General features: G+C 65.6%; 14 protein-coding genes. 11 read left to right on the plus strand and 3 right to left on the minus strand.

Features of this window, described 5'->3' with window-relative positions:
• The first annotated feature begins 9 nt into the window (after positions 1-9).
• The 5 genes from cheZ to flhF all read left to right on the plus strand — a co-directional run bounded on the left by cheZ (position 10) and on the right by flhF (position 8,033).
• A complete protein-coding gene (cheZ, locus tag ABRZ00_RS10630) occupies positions 10-654 on the plus strand; it encodes a protein phosphatase CheZ (RefSeq protein WP_368642041.1) in 645 nt (214 codons plus the stop codon).
• Positions 655-797: 143 nt separating this feature from the next.
• Positions 798-2,348 carry a methyl-accepting chemotaxis protein gene (locus ABRZ00_RS10635; protein WP_368642040.1) on the plus strand — a complete coding sequence of 517 codons (1,551 nt, stop codon included), beginning with the start codon at positions 798-800 and terminating at the stop codon, positions 2,346-2,348.
• A gap of 95 nt (positions 2,349-2,443) precedes the next feature.
• Positions 2,444-3,607: a flagellar biosynthesis protein FlhB gene (gene flhB / locus ABRZ00_RS10640; RefSeq protein ID WP_343839086.1), complete on the plus strand. Its 1,164-nt coding sequence runs from the start codon at positions 2,444-2,446 to the stop codon at positions 3,605-3,607.
• Positions 3,604-5,718, plus strand: coding sequence for a flagellar biosynthesis protein FlhA (flhA, locus tag ABRZ00_RS10645; RefSeq protein ID WP_368642039.1), 2,115 nt, complete (start codon positions 3,604-3,606; stop codon positions 5,716-5,718). Before flhB ends, flhA begins: the two co-directional genes overlap by 4 nt.
• On the plus strand, positions 5,715-8,033 hold the full coding sequence (gene flhF / locus ABRZ00_RS10650; RefSeq protein WP_368642038.1) for a flagellar biosynthesis protein FlhF: 2,319 nt from the start codon (positions 5,715-5,717) through the stop codon (positions 8,031-8,033). The genes flhA and flhF overlap by 4 nt, the downstream gene beginning before the upstream one ends.
• Here the strand turns inward: flhF and ABRZ00_RS10655 are convergent.
• From ABRZ00_RS10655 to flgA, 3 genes are all read right to left on the minus strand, one after another.
• The gene (locus tag ABRZ00_RS10655) at positions 8,030-8,473 is read right to left on the minus strand and encodes a flagella synthesis protein FlgN (protein ID WP_368642037.1); all 444 of its coding nucleotides are present in this window, start codon (positions 8,471-8,473) and stop codon (positions 8,030-8,032) included. The genes flhF and ABRZ00_RS10655 overlap by 4 nt on opposite strands.
• Positions 8,470-8,757: a flagellar biosynthesis anti-sigma factor FlgM gene (flgM, locus tag ABRZ00_RS10660; protein WP_368639273.1), complete on the minus strand. Its 288-nt coding sequence runs from the start codon at positions 8,755-8,757 to the stop codon at positions 8,470-8,472. The genes ABRZ00_RS10655 and flgM overlap by 4 nt, the downstream gene beginning before the upstream one ends.
• 115 nt (positions 8,758-8,872) lie before the next feature.
• A complete protein-coding gene (flgA, locus tag ABRZ00_RS10665) occupies positions 8,873-9,571 on the minus strand; it encodes a flagellar basal body P-ring formation chaperone FlgA (RefSeq protein WP_368642036.1) in 699 nt (232 codons plus the stop codon).
• Positions 9,572-9,792: 221 nt separating this feature from the next.
• Between flgA and flgB the strand changes: the two genes are divergently transcribed.
• The 6 genes from flgB (at position 9,793) to flgG (ending at position 14,428) form a co-directional block, all read left to right on the plus strand.
• Positions 9,793-10,206 (plus strand): flagellar basal body rod protein FlgB, encoded by a 414-nt coding sequence (gene flgB / locus ABRZ00_RS10670; RefSeq protein WP_343839098.1) that lies wholly within the window; start codon positions 9,793-9,795, stop codon positions 10,204-10,206.
• Positions 10,207-10,229: 23 nt separating this feature from the next.
• Entirely contained in the window at positions 10,230-10,637 is a 408-nt protein-coding gene (gene flgC / locus ABRZ00_RS10675) for a flagellar basal body rod protein FlgC (RefSeq protein WP_343839100.1), read from the plus strand.
• A gap of 12 nt (positions 10,638-10,649) precedes the next feature.
• The gene (locus ABRZ00_RS10680) at positions 10,650-11,336 is read left to right on the plus strand and encodes a flagellar hook capping FlgD N-terminal domain-containing protein (protein WP_368639270.1); all 687 of its coding nucleotides are present in this window, start codon (positions 10,650-10,652) and stop codon (positions 11,334-11,336) included.
• A gap of 72 nt (positions 11,337-11,408) precedes the next feature.
• The gene (locus tag ABRZ00_RS10685; protein WP_368642035.1) at positions 11,409-12,848 is read left to right on the plus strand and encodes a flagellar hook-basal body complex protein; all 1,440 of its coding nucleotides are present in this window, start codon (positions 11,409-11,411) and stop codon (positions 12,846-12,848) included.
• A gap of 14 nt (positions 12,849-12,862) precedes the next feature.
• The gene (flgF, locus tag ABRZ00_RS10690; protein ID WP_368642034.1) at positions 12,863-13,612 is read left to right on the plus strand and encodes a flagellar basal-body rod protein FlgF; all 750 of its coding nucleotides are present in this window, start codon (positions 12,863-12,865) and stop codon (positions 13,610-13,612) included.
• A 30-nt stretch (positions 13,613-13,642) separates the two neighbouring features.
• Positions 13,643-14,428 (plus strand): flagellar basal-body rod protein FlgG, encoded by a 786-nt coding sequence (gene flgG / locus ABRZ00_RS10695; RefSeq protein ID WP_343839108.1) that lies wholly within the window; start codon positions 13,643-13,645, stop codon positions 14,426-14,428.
• Positions 14,429-14,433: the final 5 nt, after the last annotated feature.

Genomic DNA, 14,433 nt, shown 5'->3' on the forward strand with positions numbered 1-14,433 from the left:
AGGCGCATCATGACGACGGATCAAACTTCCGGGCAGCAGGATTTCGTGGAACCCTCCGTGGACCTCATCCACCGCATCGCGCAGTTGACCCGCACCCTGCGCGCGAGCATGCGCGAGCTGGGCCTGGATCAGGCCATCAAGGACGCCGCCCACGCCATTCCCGACGCGCGCGACCGCTTGCATTACGTGGCCCAGATGACCGAGCAGGCCGCCAACCGGGTGCTCAACGCGGCCGAGCAGATCCAGCCTTGGCAGGATTCGATGCAGCGCGACGCCAAATCCCTGGATGCCCGCTGGCAGGATTGGTTCGACCATCCGGTCGAACTGGACCAGGCCCGCGCGCTGGTCGATGACACCCGGGCCTTCCTGAAAGACGTCCCCGAAAAGACGCAAGCCTCGCAGAACAACGTGATGGAAATCATCATGGCCCAGGACTTCCAGGATCTGACCGGCCAGGTGATCATGAAGATGCTGGGCGTGATCGGCGCCATCGAAACCGAACTGGTCCAGGTGCTGATCGACAACGTCCCCCAGGAAAAACGCGAAGAGACGAAAAACCTGCTCAACGGCCCGGTGGTCAATGCCGCAGGCAAAGCCGACGTGGTCACCAATCAGGATCAGGTCGACGACCTGCTGGCCAGCCTGGGTTTCTGACAGGGGTTTTCCCTGGATAGCGCGCCATCGGAAGGAAATGTAAGTTCCAGGTAAGAATTGAAACCCAGTATGAGCAGGCCGGGCGAAGAGGCTGCTCCGCAGGTTCGCAGCCGGTATCGGCTTCTTCTTCACAAGGAGGCACTATGTCCAAGATGCGTGGAAGGACCTTGGGGCTGGGGCGCCTGATCCGGCAGTTGCGCTGCGGTCGGGCCACCTTGAACGACCGGGCCTGGACCCTCAGCCCGCTGGCCTTGCCCATTGGCCGCTTCCTCGGAGCCCTGCGCGAGCGCTTTGTCGTCATGCGCCAGTCCAGCATTCGTATTGCCATCAATGCCGCCCGTCTGCAGGCGCACACCCAGGCTTGCGAAACCATGGCCGACGCGCAGGCCCGTGAAGCCGAAAGCCTCTCCGCCCAGGGCACCCAGATCGCCGGCCTTTCGCAACAGACCAACGATATCGTGGCGGGCGCCGCCGGGGTGTTCCGAGAGCAGTTGGGCGGCCTGCGCGCCACGCAGGATCAGTTGGCCGACCTGCAAAAACGGGTGACCCGGGTTGCGACCCAGATGGAGTCCTTTGCCGAAGTCATCACCCAGCTCAGCCGCAGGGCCCGTTCGGTCGAGGACACCAGCCGGCTGATCAAGGACATCGCTCTCCAGACTCATCTGCTGGCCCTGAATGCAGGGGTGGAAGCGGCACGCGCCGGCGAGGCCGGCCGGGGCTTTGCGGTGGTCGCCAGCGAGGTCGGCAAGCTGGCCGAACGCGTCAATGCCGCCACCGGCGAGATCGTGCAGCAGACCGGGGAAATCCTCGGCCTGGTGTCCGATACCGAGCAGCAGAGCCAGTCCATCCATGCCGATATGCGCGTCTCCGATCGCCTTGTGGACGACTTCGCCGGGCAATTCGATGGCCTGGTGCGCGAGCTGGGCCGCGTGGGCGCTCAACTGGATGGCGTGGCCGATCATGTCGCCCAGGTCAACCAGACCAACCAGGACATGAGCCAATCCATCGGCCTCATCGCCGACCACAGCGCGATCCTGCGTCAACGCATGCAGTCCATGCGCGAGCAGGTGCACGGCGTGCGCACCCAGACTGAAAGCCTGCAGGAAATGCTTGCGGCGTGGCGCACCGGCGCCACGCCCTTCGACGACCTCGCGGCGTGCCTTGAGCAGTTGCGCAACCGTTGTGCCGGGCTGCTGCGCCAGGCGCGCGCCGACGGCCTCGATGTGTTCGACAAAGCCTACCGCCAGATTCCGGGCAGCCAGCCCCCGCGCTACCACGTGGCGTACGACCGGGCCATCGATCAAACCCTGCAGGGCATTCTCGATGCGGTGCTGGATCAGGTGCCGCACGGCTATTATGCGATCCTGGTGGACATGAACGGCTATGCGCCGACGCACAATCGCCGCTATGCCGGCCAACCCACCGGAGACATCGCGCACGACACCCTGCATGTGCGCGACAAGCGCCTGTTCGATGATGCGATCAGCCGGGGGGCCATCGCCAATCGCGGCGGTGTGCTGTGCCAGACCTACATGCGCGACACCGGGGAAATCATCACCGACGTCTCCGTGCCCGTGGATCTGGACGGCGCGCGCTGGGGGGCCGTGCGGATCGGCCTGGATTATCTGCAGTTCGAACAAGCCGTGTCCCCCCCGGCCGAGGTGCCCGCCGCCGCCCAGCTTGCAAGCCCTTGAATTGCCGCGCCTAATACGCTTTTATCCGTGCTTCGCCCCGACAACCTGGACACTACAATCCAGGCTGTTTGCACTGTCGTCGAACGATCGACCGCATGGCCCAGGATAGCGATCTCGAAAAAACAGAACCAGCCACTCCACGGCGCCTTCAGAAGGCGCGCGAGGAAGGGCAGGTTGCGCGTTCGCGCGAGCTGGGCACCTTCATGGCGCTCATGGGGGGCATCGGCGCCCTGTGGCTGGGGGGCGAGGCGGTGTTCCGCACCCTGCGCGGCATCCTCTTGAACGGTTTGTGGTTCGACACCCGCATCGCGCGAGACACGCAGGTCATGCTCAATGTGGCGGGCGACTCCGCCTGGCATGGCTTGCTGATCGTGCTGCCGTTCATGGCGCTGCTGCTGCTGATCGGCATCTTCTCCTCGGTGGCGCTGGGGGGGTTTCTGCTGTCGTCCAAGGCGCTGGAGCCCAAGCTCGACCGGCTCAATCCCTTGTCCGGGATCAAGCGCCTGTTTGCCATGCAGACCCTGATCGAATTGCTCAAGACCTTGGCCAAGGCGGGGCTGATCGGCTTCGTCGGCGTCAAGGTCATCTGGGCCCACCGCGGCGACATGCTGGGCCTGTCCCACATGGCGCCCACCGAGGCCCTGGCGCGCGGGCTGGATCTGGTGGCCTTGTGCTGCCTGCTGATCGCTTCGTCGCTGATCATCATCGTGCTGATCGACGTGCCCTGGCAGCTCTGGAACCATGCCAAGCAATTGCGCATGTCCAAGGACGACGTCAAGCAGGAACACAAGGACAGCGATGGCGATCCCCACGTCAAGGGCCGCATCCGCCAGCAGCAGCGCACCATGGCGCGGCGGCGCATGATGAGCGCCGTGCCCGAGGCCGACGTGGTCGTCACCAACCCGACCCATTACGCCGTGGCGCTGCGCTACCAGGAGGGGCAGGGCGGGGCGCCGGTGGTCGTGGCCAAGGGAACGCGTCTGATCGCCGCCCAGATACGCGAGCTGGCCGCCCAGCACGGCGTCGCGTTGCTCGAGGCTCCGCCGCTGGCGCGTGCGCTGTACCATCACGTCGAGATCGATCGGGAAATCCCCGCCGCCCTGTACGCCGCTGTGGCGGAAGTCCTGGCCTGGGTCTATCAGGTGCGCAACTGGCAACCAGGCTCGGGTACACTGCCGCAGGCGCCACAGGACCTGCGCGTGCCCCCCGAACTCGATCCGCAACACGGCCCTGACCCGGCTCCCGCCCTCGCCTCATGAACAATTTTCTGGATTTTCTCAAGACCCACGGCTCCGGGCATGCCCGTCTGATGGCCGGGCCCGTGCTGATCCTCATGGTCTTGGCCATGATGATCCTGCCGTTGCCGCCCTTCATCCTGGATTTGTTGTTTTCTTTCAACATCTCCTTGTCGGTGATGATTCTGCTGGTGGCCATGTTCACGCGCAAGCCGCTGGATTTCGCCGCCTTTCCTTCCGTGCTGCTGTTTGCCACCCTGCTGCGCCTGTCGCTGAACGTCGCCTCCACCCGGGTGGTGCTGCTGCACGGCCACAAGGGGCCGGATGCCGCCGGCCAGGTCATCGAGGCCTTCGGCCACTTCCTGGTGGGCGGCAATTTCGCGGTCGGGATCGTGGTGTTCATCATTCTGGTGATCATCAACTTCACCGTCATCACCAAGGGTGCGGGCCGCATCGCCGAAGTCGGCGCACGCTTTACCCTGGACGCCATGCCCGGCAAGCAGATGGCCATCGACGCTGACCTGAACGCCGGCCTGATCGGCGAGGACGAAGCCCGCAAGCGGCGCGCCGAAGTGTCCCAGGAGGCCGAGTTCTACGGCGCCATGGACGGCGCCAGCAAGTTCGTGCGCGGAGACGCCGTGGCCGGCCTGTTGATCCTGGTGATCAACATCGTCGGCGGCCTGATCGTCGGCATGGCGCAACACGGCATGTCGGCTTCCGATGCGGGTGCCGTCTACACCCTGCTGACCATCGGCGACGGCCTGGTGGCGCAGATCCCCGCTCTGGTGATTTCCACGGCGGCCGGCGTGGTGGTCTCGCGCGTGGCCGACGATCAGGACGTCGGCCAGCAGATGATGGGGCAGTTGTTCTCGAACCCCAACGTGATGTTCATCACCGCCGGGATCCTGACGCTGATGGGTCTGATCCCCAACATGCCGCACGTGGCCTTTCTGATGCTGGCGGCCCTCATCGCCGGGGGGGGATGGCTGGTGCTTCAGCGCCAGCGCCAGGAACTCCTGGCGTCCGCCGCCGATCCGGGACAGGAGCAGGCGGCCGCGGTGGCCGCCGCCGCCGAAGCCAGTTGGGACGATGTGGCGCCTGTGGATCCGCTTGGCCTTGAAGTCGGCTACCGTCTGATTTCGCTGGTCGATCACCAGCAGAACGGCGAACTGCTGCACCGCATCCGCAGCCTGCGCAAGAAGTTCGCCCAGGAAATGGGCTTTCTGCCGCCGGTCGTGCACATTCGCGACAATCTCGAAATCAAACCCACCGATTACCGCATCCTGCTGTTTGGCGTCGAGGTCGGCCGTGGCGTGGCCCAGGTCGGGCAATGGCTGGCGATCGATCCGGGCGGGGTGACGGAAACGATCCAGGGCACGCCGACCAAAGATCCGGCTTTCGGCCTGCCGGCGTTCTGGATCGATTCGTCCTTGCGCGAGCAGGCCCAGATCGCCGGGTACACCGTGGTCGATACCGCGACGGTGGTCGCCACGCACTTGAATCACCTGATGCACCGGTACGGCTCGCGCCTGCTCGGTCGCCAGGAAACCCAACAACTGCTCGACCACATCGCCCGCGACGTGCCCAAACTGGTCGAGGATCTGGTGCCCAAGACCCTCAGCCTGCCGCAGTTGCAGAACCTGCTGCGCAGCCTGCTCGACGAAGACGTGCCCATCCGCGACATGCGCAGCATCCTCGAAACCATCACGGAGCATGCGCCGCGGCTGGCCGCCCTCAATCCGGCGGGCACCGGGCCGAGTCAGGACGAATTGCTGGCGCAGGTTCGGGTGGCGCTGAGCCGGGCCATCGTCCAGCACTGGTTCGCGGGCGAAACTGAATTGCGCGTCATCGGCCTGGACTCGCGCCTGGAGCGCGTGCTGACGCAGGCCCTGGGCGGCAATGGCGCCCTGGAGCCCGGCCTGGCGGAGAACCTGCTCGGCGACGTCGAGCGCATCGTCCAGGGGCAGGAAGACCGGGGAGAAGCCCCCGTGCTGGTCGTGCCGCCGGTCCTGAGGGCTTCGCTGTCGCGTTTCCTGCGCCACCATTTGCCGCACATGGCCGTGCTCTCCAGCGCCGAAATCCCTGAAGAGCGTATCATTCGGGTCACTGCGGTTGTCGGCGGGAGTGCTGCGTGAACATCAGTCGTTTTTTCGGTGCCACGAACCGCGAGGCCATGCGCCAGGTACGCCTCGCGTTGGGCCCCGACGCGCTGATCATCTCCAACAAGCGGGTCAATGGCGGGGTAGAGATCCTCGCCACCGACCAGACCTCTCTGCCGGAAGACGGGCCCGCCGCAGCGCCCGCGCGCCCGGCGCCGTCCGCAGCGCCACGGCCTGCGCCGCCCGCCGCCGCGGGGCCTCATCCGGGCCTGCCCGAAGCCGATCTGATGGGCGTCATCGGCGAACTCAAGGGCTCTTTGGAAACCCGCATCGATGAATTGCTGTGGGGCAGCCAACTGCGCCGTTCCCCTCAGGCGGTCACGTTGTTCCAGAGCCTGTTGCGCTTCGGTTTCAGCACGGCGTTGCTGCGCGCCATGCTCAAACGCATGCCCGAACAGCTCGCCCACCGGGCGGCCTTCCAGTGGGCGCGCAATGAGCTGGTCAGCCACTTGCCGGTGCTGCCCTCCGAGGATGCGCTTTGGCAGCCTGGCCTGGCGCTGGCCCTGGTCGGCCCCACAGGCGTGGGCAAGACCACCACGGTGGCCAAGCTGGCCGCCCGTTGCGTGCGCCGCAGCGGGCCGGGCAGCCTGGTCCTGGTCACCACCGACACCTACCGGATCGGCGCGCACGAACAGCTCAAGATTTATGGGCAGATGCTGCGAGTGCCCGTGCATGTCGTGCAGGACGTCCACGAGATGCGCCGCGTCATGCAGACCGTGCGCCCGGACCAGACCCTGCTGATCGACAATGTCGGCATCAGCCAGCGCGACCGCTACATCCATGAACAAGCCGCCTTGCTGGCGAGCGCAGGCCGCGCCGTCGAGCGCCTGCTGGTGCTCAATGCCGTCAGCCATGGCGATACGCTGGACGAGGTCGCCCGCTCTTATGCCGGCGATGGGGGCACGCCCTTGCGTGGCTGCATTATTTCCAAGATCGACGAGGCCTCGCGCCTGGGGGCCGCGCTGGATACCGCGATTCGCTACAAATTGCCGATCCATTACGTCTCCAACGGCCAGAAAGTTCCGGAAAACCTGCTGTTCCTGTCGGCCGCCGAACTGACCGACCGAGCGTTGGCTCCGGCGCAGGCCAATCGCACGCTGTATGCGCCTTCCGAGGCCGATCTGGCGGCGCTGCTGTCCATGACGCAGCCGGCCGACAGCCCCGATGCGGCCGCCGAACGCCGCCGCCAGCAGATTCTGCTGCCGCAACTGCTGACCGGCTCGTCGCGCGGCGATGTCTTGAGCCTGGATCAATTGCAAACCGCCGTGACGCTGCAGGATGAGGATTCGGTGCTGTCCGAGGCCTATGATCTGTGGCGCAGCCGGGCGGCGGGCGCGCTGCCTTCGGCCGCCGAGGCCATCGAGCACCTGCGGCGGGTCGCCCATGGCAGCCTCGGCGACACTCAGCCTGCCCTGGTCGCGCATGCACGCCAGTCTCTGGATTGGCAGGGGCGGCGCGGCGCCTGGCTGGGCGCCGCCTGGTTCGATGGTCAAGGCAGGCCCTTGGCCGCGGCCGCCCAGCAAGCCGGATTGGCCGATGGCTGGCATACGCCGTCCGGCGCCCGGCTGTCGGCCCCCTCGGCCGCCGACGCGCTGCTGTCGCAAATCGAGGCCGAGGGGCGGGATGCGCCCGCACCGGTTCTGCATGTGTTCGACGGCGGCAGCCAGGCCTTGATGCGCACCCTCAGCGCCAATGAATGCCAGTGGCTGGCCGTCAGCAGTCCCCGCGCCCGGGTCTATCTGGACGACGAGCCTTGCGTGCTGTCGGCCGCCGTCCAGCCCCTGATGTATCGGCCGCTGGATGCGCAGGCGTTCTGGCCTTTGCTGTCGGCTGCGAGCCTGGAAGACGCACAGCCGGCCTGGTGGGCTACGACGGGGCGGGCCGAATTGCGTGTCCGGGGCGAGCCCGACTTGCCGGTGAGGATCTTCAGTCTGAGGGCGGTCGATGCGCGGGACGGGCGTTTGCTCAAGGCCTGGTTCGCCGTCGCCGGCATGGCGGTGGATCCCGACCCGGTCCGGATGGCCCGCGCCCTGGTCTTGCGCCAGGAATGCCAGGCGGCCTGGCGTCAGGCGGTGCCGTTGCTGGCGGATGCGGGACGCGAGCCTTTGGTGGACCGCGCCGTGTTCACGGCCCAGATGGGGCTGGCGGCCTGGCGCCTTGCGCAGGATCCGGCGCTGGCGCCGGCGGCCCGGGCGGCTGCGCGCATGCTGGGCGCCGACCGGCTTTCGCCGCGCCATGCCCATGCGGGATTGCTCAAGCTGTTTGCCTTGAAGGAATTGCTCTCGGCCTAGCTGCGGCGGGGCAGGCGGCCGCGCGCGTCGTACAGATCCTGGTTGACCAGGGAATGCAGGGTGTCGAGCGCGCGCTGGTTGTGTTCCATGAACGTGCGCAGAATCTGGCCGTTGTCCCGGTTCAGCCGGCTGGCCCGGTCGGCCCGTTCGAACAGCGCATCGAATGCCGCGCGCAATTCGGGATGAACGGCGCAGACGGCATCGATGCCGTCCGCATCGTCGGTCTGGCCCAGCTCGCCCAGGATGCGGATGCGGTTTTGGTCCAGGTGCTTCAGACGCTTGGCGTAGTCGTTCTTGCGTTGGGCCTGTTCGGCCAGGGCAAGATTCGTGGGGGCATCCAGCAACGCGGCGGACTCGGCCTCCAGAGACTGGATGAACTCATCCAACAGGGCCGATTGAGCCTGCACGCACTGCAGCAGATCGTCTGCCGGGAGGCTCATTTGAGCAGATCGCGGACACTGGCCAGCAGACCGTCGGCGATGCGGCTGGGATCGATCTTCAATTCGCCGGAGGCCAGCGCATCGCGAATTTGCTGGACGCGTTCGGCCTGGATGTCGTCGCCGCTGCCATTCAGGGCAGCCAGATGACGGGCGGCCGGGCTGAGGTCGACCGCCGTGCGCCCGCTTGCGGCAGAGCCGGAGGCGGCATGGGAGGCCGTTTCGCTGCGCGTTCCCCCGGTCACCCCGTTCAGCAGGGGATTGGACGAAGTGGAATTAACTTTCAAGACTCGTCTCCGGGTGGGTGGGAAGGATCATTGGTGCCTCCCTCGTAACGGCAGGCCGGGTGGATTCTTTAGGGCCGCTTTTCCGGCAAGGTGTCAGGCGGACGGCGCTCCGCCCTTACATCATAACCTGGACCGTGTGGGCGTCGATCACCGTGCCGGTGATGATCTGCCCCCCGGGAGTGCGCACCTGGATCTGTGCGCCGGGGCTGCCGGATTCCAGTGCCTGGCCTTCGCTGGTGGCGACAAAGCCGACGCCGCGTGCAATGGTGCGGACCTGCTGGCCCCGTTCGATGGCGTTCGGGTCGCGCAGCGCGCTGGATTCGATCGCGCCGCCGGCGCGGATGCGGCGTGTGGCGATCCAGCCGACGATATGGGCCGGATCGCCGAGCAGCCGCCGGTTGCGCAGGAGGTCGCCCTCGCGCGTGTCGAGATCGTCCAGGCTCAGGACCTCGCCGCGCCGGATCAGGCGGTTGGCGACGAAATAGGGCCCCAGGATCCGGATGCTGGCCTGGACGTAGAGCGTCCAGGGCTGCGGCGCCAGGCAGCGCACCCCGACCGGGGTGCGCGATTGCAGGCCCGATCCGGCCAGAAAGACCTCCATGCGTTCGCAGGCCTGTTGGTTCACGATGCGGGGAGGCTCTACGGTGATGACCGCGCGGCCTGGCCAGGAGGCGGCCCGCTCTTGCAGCAGGCCCTCGACCTGGGCGACGACGGCGGCCGGATCCTGCAGGGCGGGACGTGCGGTCTGGGCGTGCGCCAGCCCCGGCAGGGCGGCGGCCAGCAGCAGGAACGGCAGGAATCGGGATGCGCGCATGGCCCTTATTGTAGGGGATGCCGTCCCCGCGAGGCCGCCCGGCGCTGCCGTTTGTCGGGGGCGCATCAGCCGAATAGGGCTTCAAACCCTGCTTTGTTTTGGCGTTTATCCCCCTGGTGCGGACCGTACTATGGTGGCGTGCGAAAAAGCCGCGAATGGTCGGGGGATCATTTGGTGCAACGGTGGCAGCGCACCCTGTTCATCCGTTTCCGTATAAAGCCATGATCGATCGAATCGGCAAGGACTTCGAGTTCTACCAGAAAGCGCTGGCCCTGCGCCAGCAGCGGCAGGAAATCCTGGCGTCCAACATCGCCAATGCCGACACGCCCCACTACAAGGCGCGCGACATCGATTTCAACGCCACCTTGCGCGAGGCCATGGGCGAAGGCGGCCTGCCGCGCCTGCCGGATACCTCACTGACGCTGACCTCGGCGCGCCATATTCCCGCCCAGGCCCATACCAACGGACCCGCCCGAGAACTGTACCGCGTGCCGACCCAGCCCAGCCTCGATGGCAACACGGTCGAAATGAACACCGAACGCGTGCAGTTTGCAGACAACACCATGCGCTACCAGGCGGATCTCCAGGTCCTCAACGGGCGCATCAAGTCCTTGCTGGCTGCGATCCAGCAATAACCGGCCGCGCCACGGAAACCGCCATGTCCACTTTCAGTATCTTCCAGATTGCCGGTTCGGCGCTGTCGGCCCAGTCGCAGCGCATGAACGTGTCAGCCAGCAATATCGCCAACGCCGACAGCGCCGTCGGCCCCGACGGCCAACCCTACAAGGCGCGCCAGGTGGTGTTCCAGATGACGCCCTCCGCCCGTTCGGAGGCGGTCGGCGGTGTGCAGGTCGCTTCGGTCCTCGAGAGCAACGCCCCCCCGCGCATCCAGTACGACCCCGGCAACCCCCTGGCCGATGCCCAGGGCTACGTCACCCTGCCCAATGTCGATGTCGTCGCCGAGACCGTCAACATGATTTCCGCCTCGCGTTCGTATCAGGCCAACGTCGAAGTCATCAACACGGCCAAGACGCTGATGGCCAAGACCCTCACCCTGGGTCAATAAAGGAGTCCTCTCATGTCCACCGTTAACGACGTCTACGGTTCGAACGCCGCCTCCGCGCTGGCCAATGCGCAGACCAAGAACCTGATGGGCGACACCCAGGACCGGTTCCTCACGCTGCTGGTCACGCAACTGCAGAATCAGGACCCCCTGAATCCCATGGACAACGCCGAGGTCACCTCGCAGATTGCGCAATTGTCCATGGTCAATGGCATCCAGGGCCTGAACAATACGCTGCTGGCGCTGTCCGGCCAGATGGATATGTCCCAATCGCTTCAGGCGGCGGGCCTGATCGGCAAGGATGTCCTCTATCCGGGCGAAAAAATCTCCTTGGGTAGCAATCCGGATACCGGTGCCAAGACCGCCACGGCCTTCGGGATCGACCTGATGTCCGATGCGGCCAAGACCAAGGTTTCGATCCTGGATTCCACCGGCAAGGTCGTGCGCGAATACGAATACGAGGCCCAGGGCGCCGGCATCTACCCGCTGAGCTGGGACGGCCTGGATGCGGCGGGCGCCCCGGCGCCGGACGGCGCCTACACCGTCCAGGTAGCGGCTTCCGATGCCGATGGCAAGCCGGTCTCGGCCGAAGCGCTGACCGCAGGCCACATCAACAGCATTGCCTATACTTCCGAGGGCCTGAAGCTGAACCTGGCCCTGGGGCAAAAGATTTCCCTGCTGGATATCCGGCAAGTCATGTAATCCAGACGGCGGGCGCGGGATGCGCCGTCGTTTCCACGAATCAACGCACCACGCACTGAAAAGAGGTCAACCATGGGTTTCGGACAAGGTCTCAGCGGATTGAACGCCGCCTCGCAAAACCTGGACGTCATCGGCAACAACATCGCCAACTCCGGCACCGTCGGGTTCAAGGCCGGCTCGGCCACCTTCGCCGACGTCTACGCCAGTTCGCGTGTCGGCCTGGGCGTGCAGGTCGCGTCCATCAACCAGCGGTTCACCACCGGGATCGTGTCCACGTCGGGCAACCAGTTCGACATGGCCATCGACGGCGCCAAGGGCATGTTCGTGGTGACCCAGCCCAACGGCGCCATGCTCTACACCCGCAACGGCCAGTTCCTGGCCGACAAGGACCACCGCATCGTCAACGCCCAGGGCCAGCAGCTCATGGGCTACGCCCCGGGCGGCACCAACCTGATCGGCATGACCGTGCCGGTGGGCAACATCGCGCCCCAGGCGACCAGCACGCTGGCCAACAAGGTCAACCTGGATGCGAATGCGGATGTGGTGCCCCCCACTTCTGAAATTTTGGCAAGGGTTGTACTGACGCAAGGGGGCGTCGATACGACGTATTACTATCGGCCTGCGACTAATGATTGGTACAGCGATGCGGCAGGAACGACGGCAGCGATACCGGCGGACGGCGCGTATACAACAGGGACTCCTGCGGTAGCGGTTAATGTTGCAGGGGGAGTGCCGGACGTCGCGATTCCCTCGACCGGAAGTAATGTGGCCTATGTGCCTGCGCAGCCTGCAGTTGTCTTCGATCCCTCCAATTCCGACTCCTTCTCGAAGATGGTTCCGCTGACCGTCTATGACTCTCTGGGGAACGAACACCGCGTCGAGCAGTACTACACCAAGCGCGAGCCGGTTGGTGGCAACAGTATTTGGGAAGTCAATTACGTGGTTGACGGCGTGCCTCCCGTGCCGCCGGCGAATACGGCGACCTTGTCTTTCGACAGCGCCGGCCGGCTCGTGGGAGGTTCGCCCACCGCGATCACATTCACGCCGGGTGGGGGCACGTCCCCGGCCGCTCCGGTGAACATCGTGGTGAGTTATGACGGCTCCACCCAGTTCGGCGGCAGCTATTCCCAGGACTTCGTGCAGAACGGCTTCGCCACCGGCGAATACGCCAGCATGTCCATCGGCTCGAACGGCGAGCTGATCGCCAACTACACCAACGGCGAAAAGCAGGTCATGGGCACGCTGGCTCTGGCCGATTTCTCCAACCTGCAGGGCCTGCAGCCGGTGGGCGGCAACGCCTGGGCCGAGACCGCCAATTCCGGCCAGCCGATCTTCGGCACGCCGGGCAGCAACGGCCTGGCCGTCATCAAGGGCCAGGCGGTGGAAGAATCCAACGTGGATATGTCCCAGGAACTGGTCAACATGATCATCGCCCAGCGCACCTACCAGGCCAACGCCCAGACGATCAAGACGCAGGACCAGATCCTGCAGACCTTGATCACCATGCGCTAAGCGGATAGCCCGGCATGGATCGCATCCTCTACACGGCCTCCAACGGCGCCGCCCGCATCCTGGAACAGCAGTCGGTCATCTCCAACAACATGGCCAACGTGGCCACGACCGGGTTCCGCGAGCAGATGGCGATCTACCGGTCCGTGCCGGTGGTGCCCCAGGCGGGCGAACTGCCCACCCGCGTCAGCACCGTGGCCTCCACCCCGGGCAGCCATTTTCGCCAGGGCATCATGGCCGAGACCGGGCATGCCCTGGATGCGGCCATTGCCGGAGACGGCTGGTTCGCTGTGCAGACGCCCCAGGGCGAAGCCTATACCCGCGCGGGTGAATTCGCCGTCAACCAGGAAAACCAACTGGTCACGCACACCGGGTTGCCGGTGCTGTCGGCCGACGGCCAGCCCATCGAGGTTCCCGAACGCGGCAGCATCACGTTCGCCACGGACGGCCAGATCAGCGCCCTGGGTGCGGGCGACAACCCGCGCGACATCCAGTTGCTGGCGCAACTGAAGCTGGTCAACCCGCCCACGGACCAGTTGGTGCGCGGCGACGATGGCCTGTTCCGCATGGCCGGCGGCCAGCCCGTCCAGCCGGACGAGGCCGTGAAGATCGCCCCCGGCTTCATCGAAAAAAGCAACGTCAATCCGGCCGCCATGATGGTGGCCATGATTTCCAACGCCCGTCAGTTCGAGCAGCAGATGCAGGTCATCAAGAATGCCAGCACCAACGAAGAACGCGGCAATTCGATTCTTTCGGCGGCGGGCTGAGCCCGGCGCCCCTGAACAGGACCCAGTGACATGATACGTTCCCTGTGGATCGCCAAGACCGGTCTGGAAACCCAGCAGACCAGCATGGACGTGATTTCCAACAACCTGGCCAACGTCAACACGACGGGCTTCAAGCGCAGCCGCGCCGTGTTCGAGGATCTGCTGTCCCAGACCTTGCGCCAGCCCGGCGCCACCGTCGGCGCGGCCAACCAGTTGCCGTCGGGCCTGCAGATCGGCACTGGCGCGCGCGTGGTGGCCACCGAGCGCATCCACACGCAGGGCAATGTGAAGGAAACCGGCAATACGCTGGACGTCGCCATCCAGGGCAACGGCTTTCTGCAGGTGGAAATGCCCGACGGGTCGTTCGCCTACACGCGCGACGGCAGCATCCAGCGCGACCAGAACGGCATGCTGGTGACGGCGGGCGGCTATCCCATCCAGCCCGGCATCAATATCCCCGACAATGCCCTGTCCATCACGATCGCGCGCGACGGCACGGTGTCCGTGACGCAGCCGGGGGCGACCGGCACCAATGTCGAGGTCGGCCAATTGCAATTGGCGACCTTCATCAACCCGACTGGCCTGCAGAGCATGGGTGAAAACCTGTACGCCGAGACGGATGCCTCGGGGCCGGCCAACCTGCTGCAGCCTGGCCTGGATGGCGCGGGCGTCCTGCTGCAGAACTATGTCGAGACGTCCAACGTCAATGTGGCCGAAGAACTGGTGAACATGATCACCACCCAGCGCGCCTTTGAAATGAACAGCAAGGCGGTGCAGACGTCCGACCAGATGCTTGCCCGTTTGACCCAGTTGTAATCAGG

Source organism: Castellaniella ginsengisoli (genome assembly GCF_040955415.1).
In the GTDB taxonomy this organism is placed as follows: domain Bacteria; phylum Pseudomonadota; class Gammaproteobacteria; order Burkholderiales; family Burkholderiaceae_B; genus Castellaniella; species Castellaniella ginsengisoli.

What these genes read in the sequence shown, in the direction of transcription:
- cheZ (WP_368642041.1), top strand. Translation starts at nt 10, where the DNA reads ATGACGACGGATCAAACTTCCGGGCAGCAGGATTTCGTGGAACCCTCC.
- ABRZ00_RS10635 (WP_368642040.1), top strand. Translation starts at nt 798, where the DNA reads ATGTCCAAGATGCGTGGAAGGACCTTGGGGCTGGGGCGCCTGATCCGG.
- flhB (WP_343839086.1), top strand. Translation starts at nt 2,444, where the DNA reads ATGGCCCAGGATAGCGATCTCGAAAAAACAGAACCAGCCACTCCACGG.
- flhA (WP_368642039.1), top strand. Translation starts at nt 3,604, where the DNA reads ATGAACAATTTTCTGGATTTTCTCAAGACCCACGGCTCCGGGCATGCC.
- ABRZ00_RS10655 (WP_368642037.1), bottom strand. Translation starts at nt 8,473, where the DNA reads ATGAGCCTCCCGGCAGACGATCTGCTGCAGTGCGTGCAGGCTCAATCG.
- flgA (WP_368642036.1), bottom strand. Translation starts at nt 9,571, where the DNA reads ATGCGCGCATCCCGATTCCTGCCGTTCCTGCTGCTGGCCGCCGCCCTG.
- flgB (WP_343839098.1), top strand. Translation starts at nt 9,793, where the DNA reads ATGATCGATCGAATCGGCAAGGACTTCGAGTTCTACCAGAAAGCGCTG.
- flgC (WP_343839100.1), top strand. Translation starts at nt 10,230, where the DNA reads ATGTCCACTTTCAGTATCTTCCAGATTGCCGGTTCGGCGCTGTCGGCC.
- ABRZ00_RS10680 (WP_368639270.1), top strand. Translation starts at nt 10,650, where the DNA reads ATGTCCACCGTTAACGACGTCTACGGTTCGAACGCCGCCTCCGCGCTG.
- ABRZ00_RS10685 (WP_368642035.1), top strand. Translation starts at nt 11,409, where the DNA reads ATGGGTTTCGGACAAGGTCTCAGCGGATTGAACGCCGCCTCGCAAAAC.
- flgF (WP_368642034.1), top strand. Translation starts at nt 12,863, where the DNA reads ATGGATCGCATCCTCTACACGGCCTCCAACGGCGCCGCCCGCATCCTG.
- flgG (WP_343839108.1), top strand. Translation starts at nt 13,643, where the DNA reads ATGATACGTTCCCTGTGGATCGCCAAGACCGGTCTGGAAACCCAGCAG.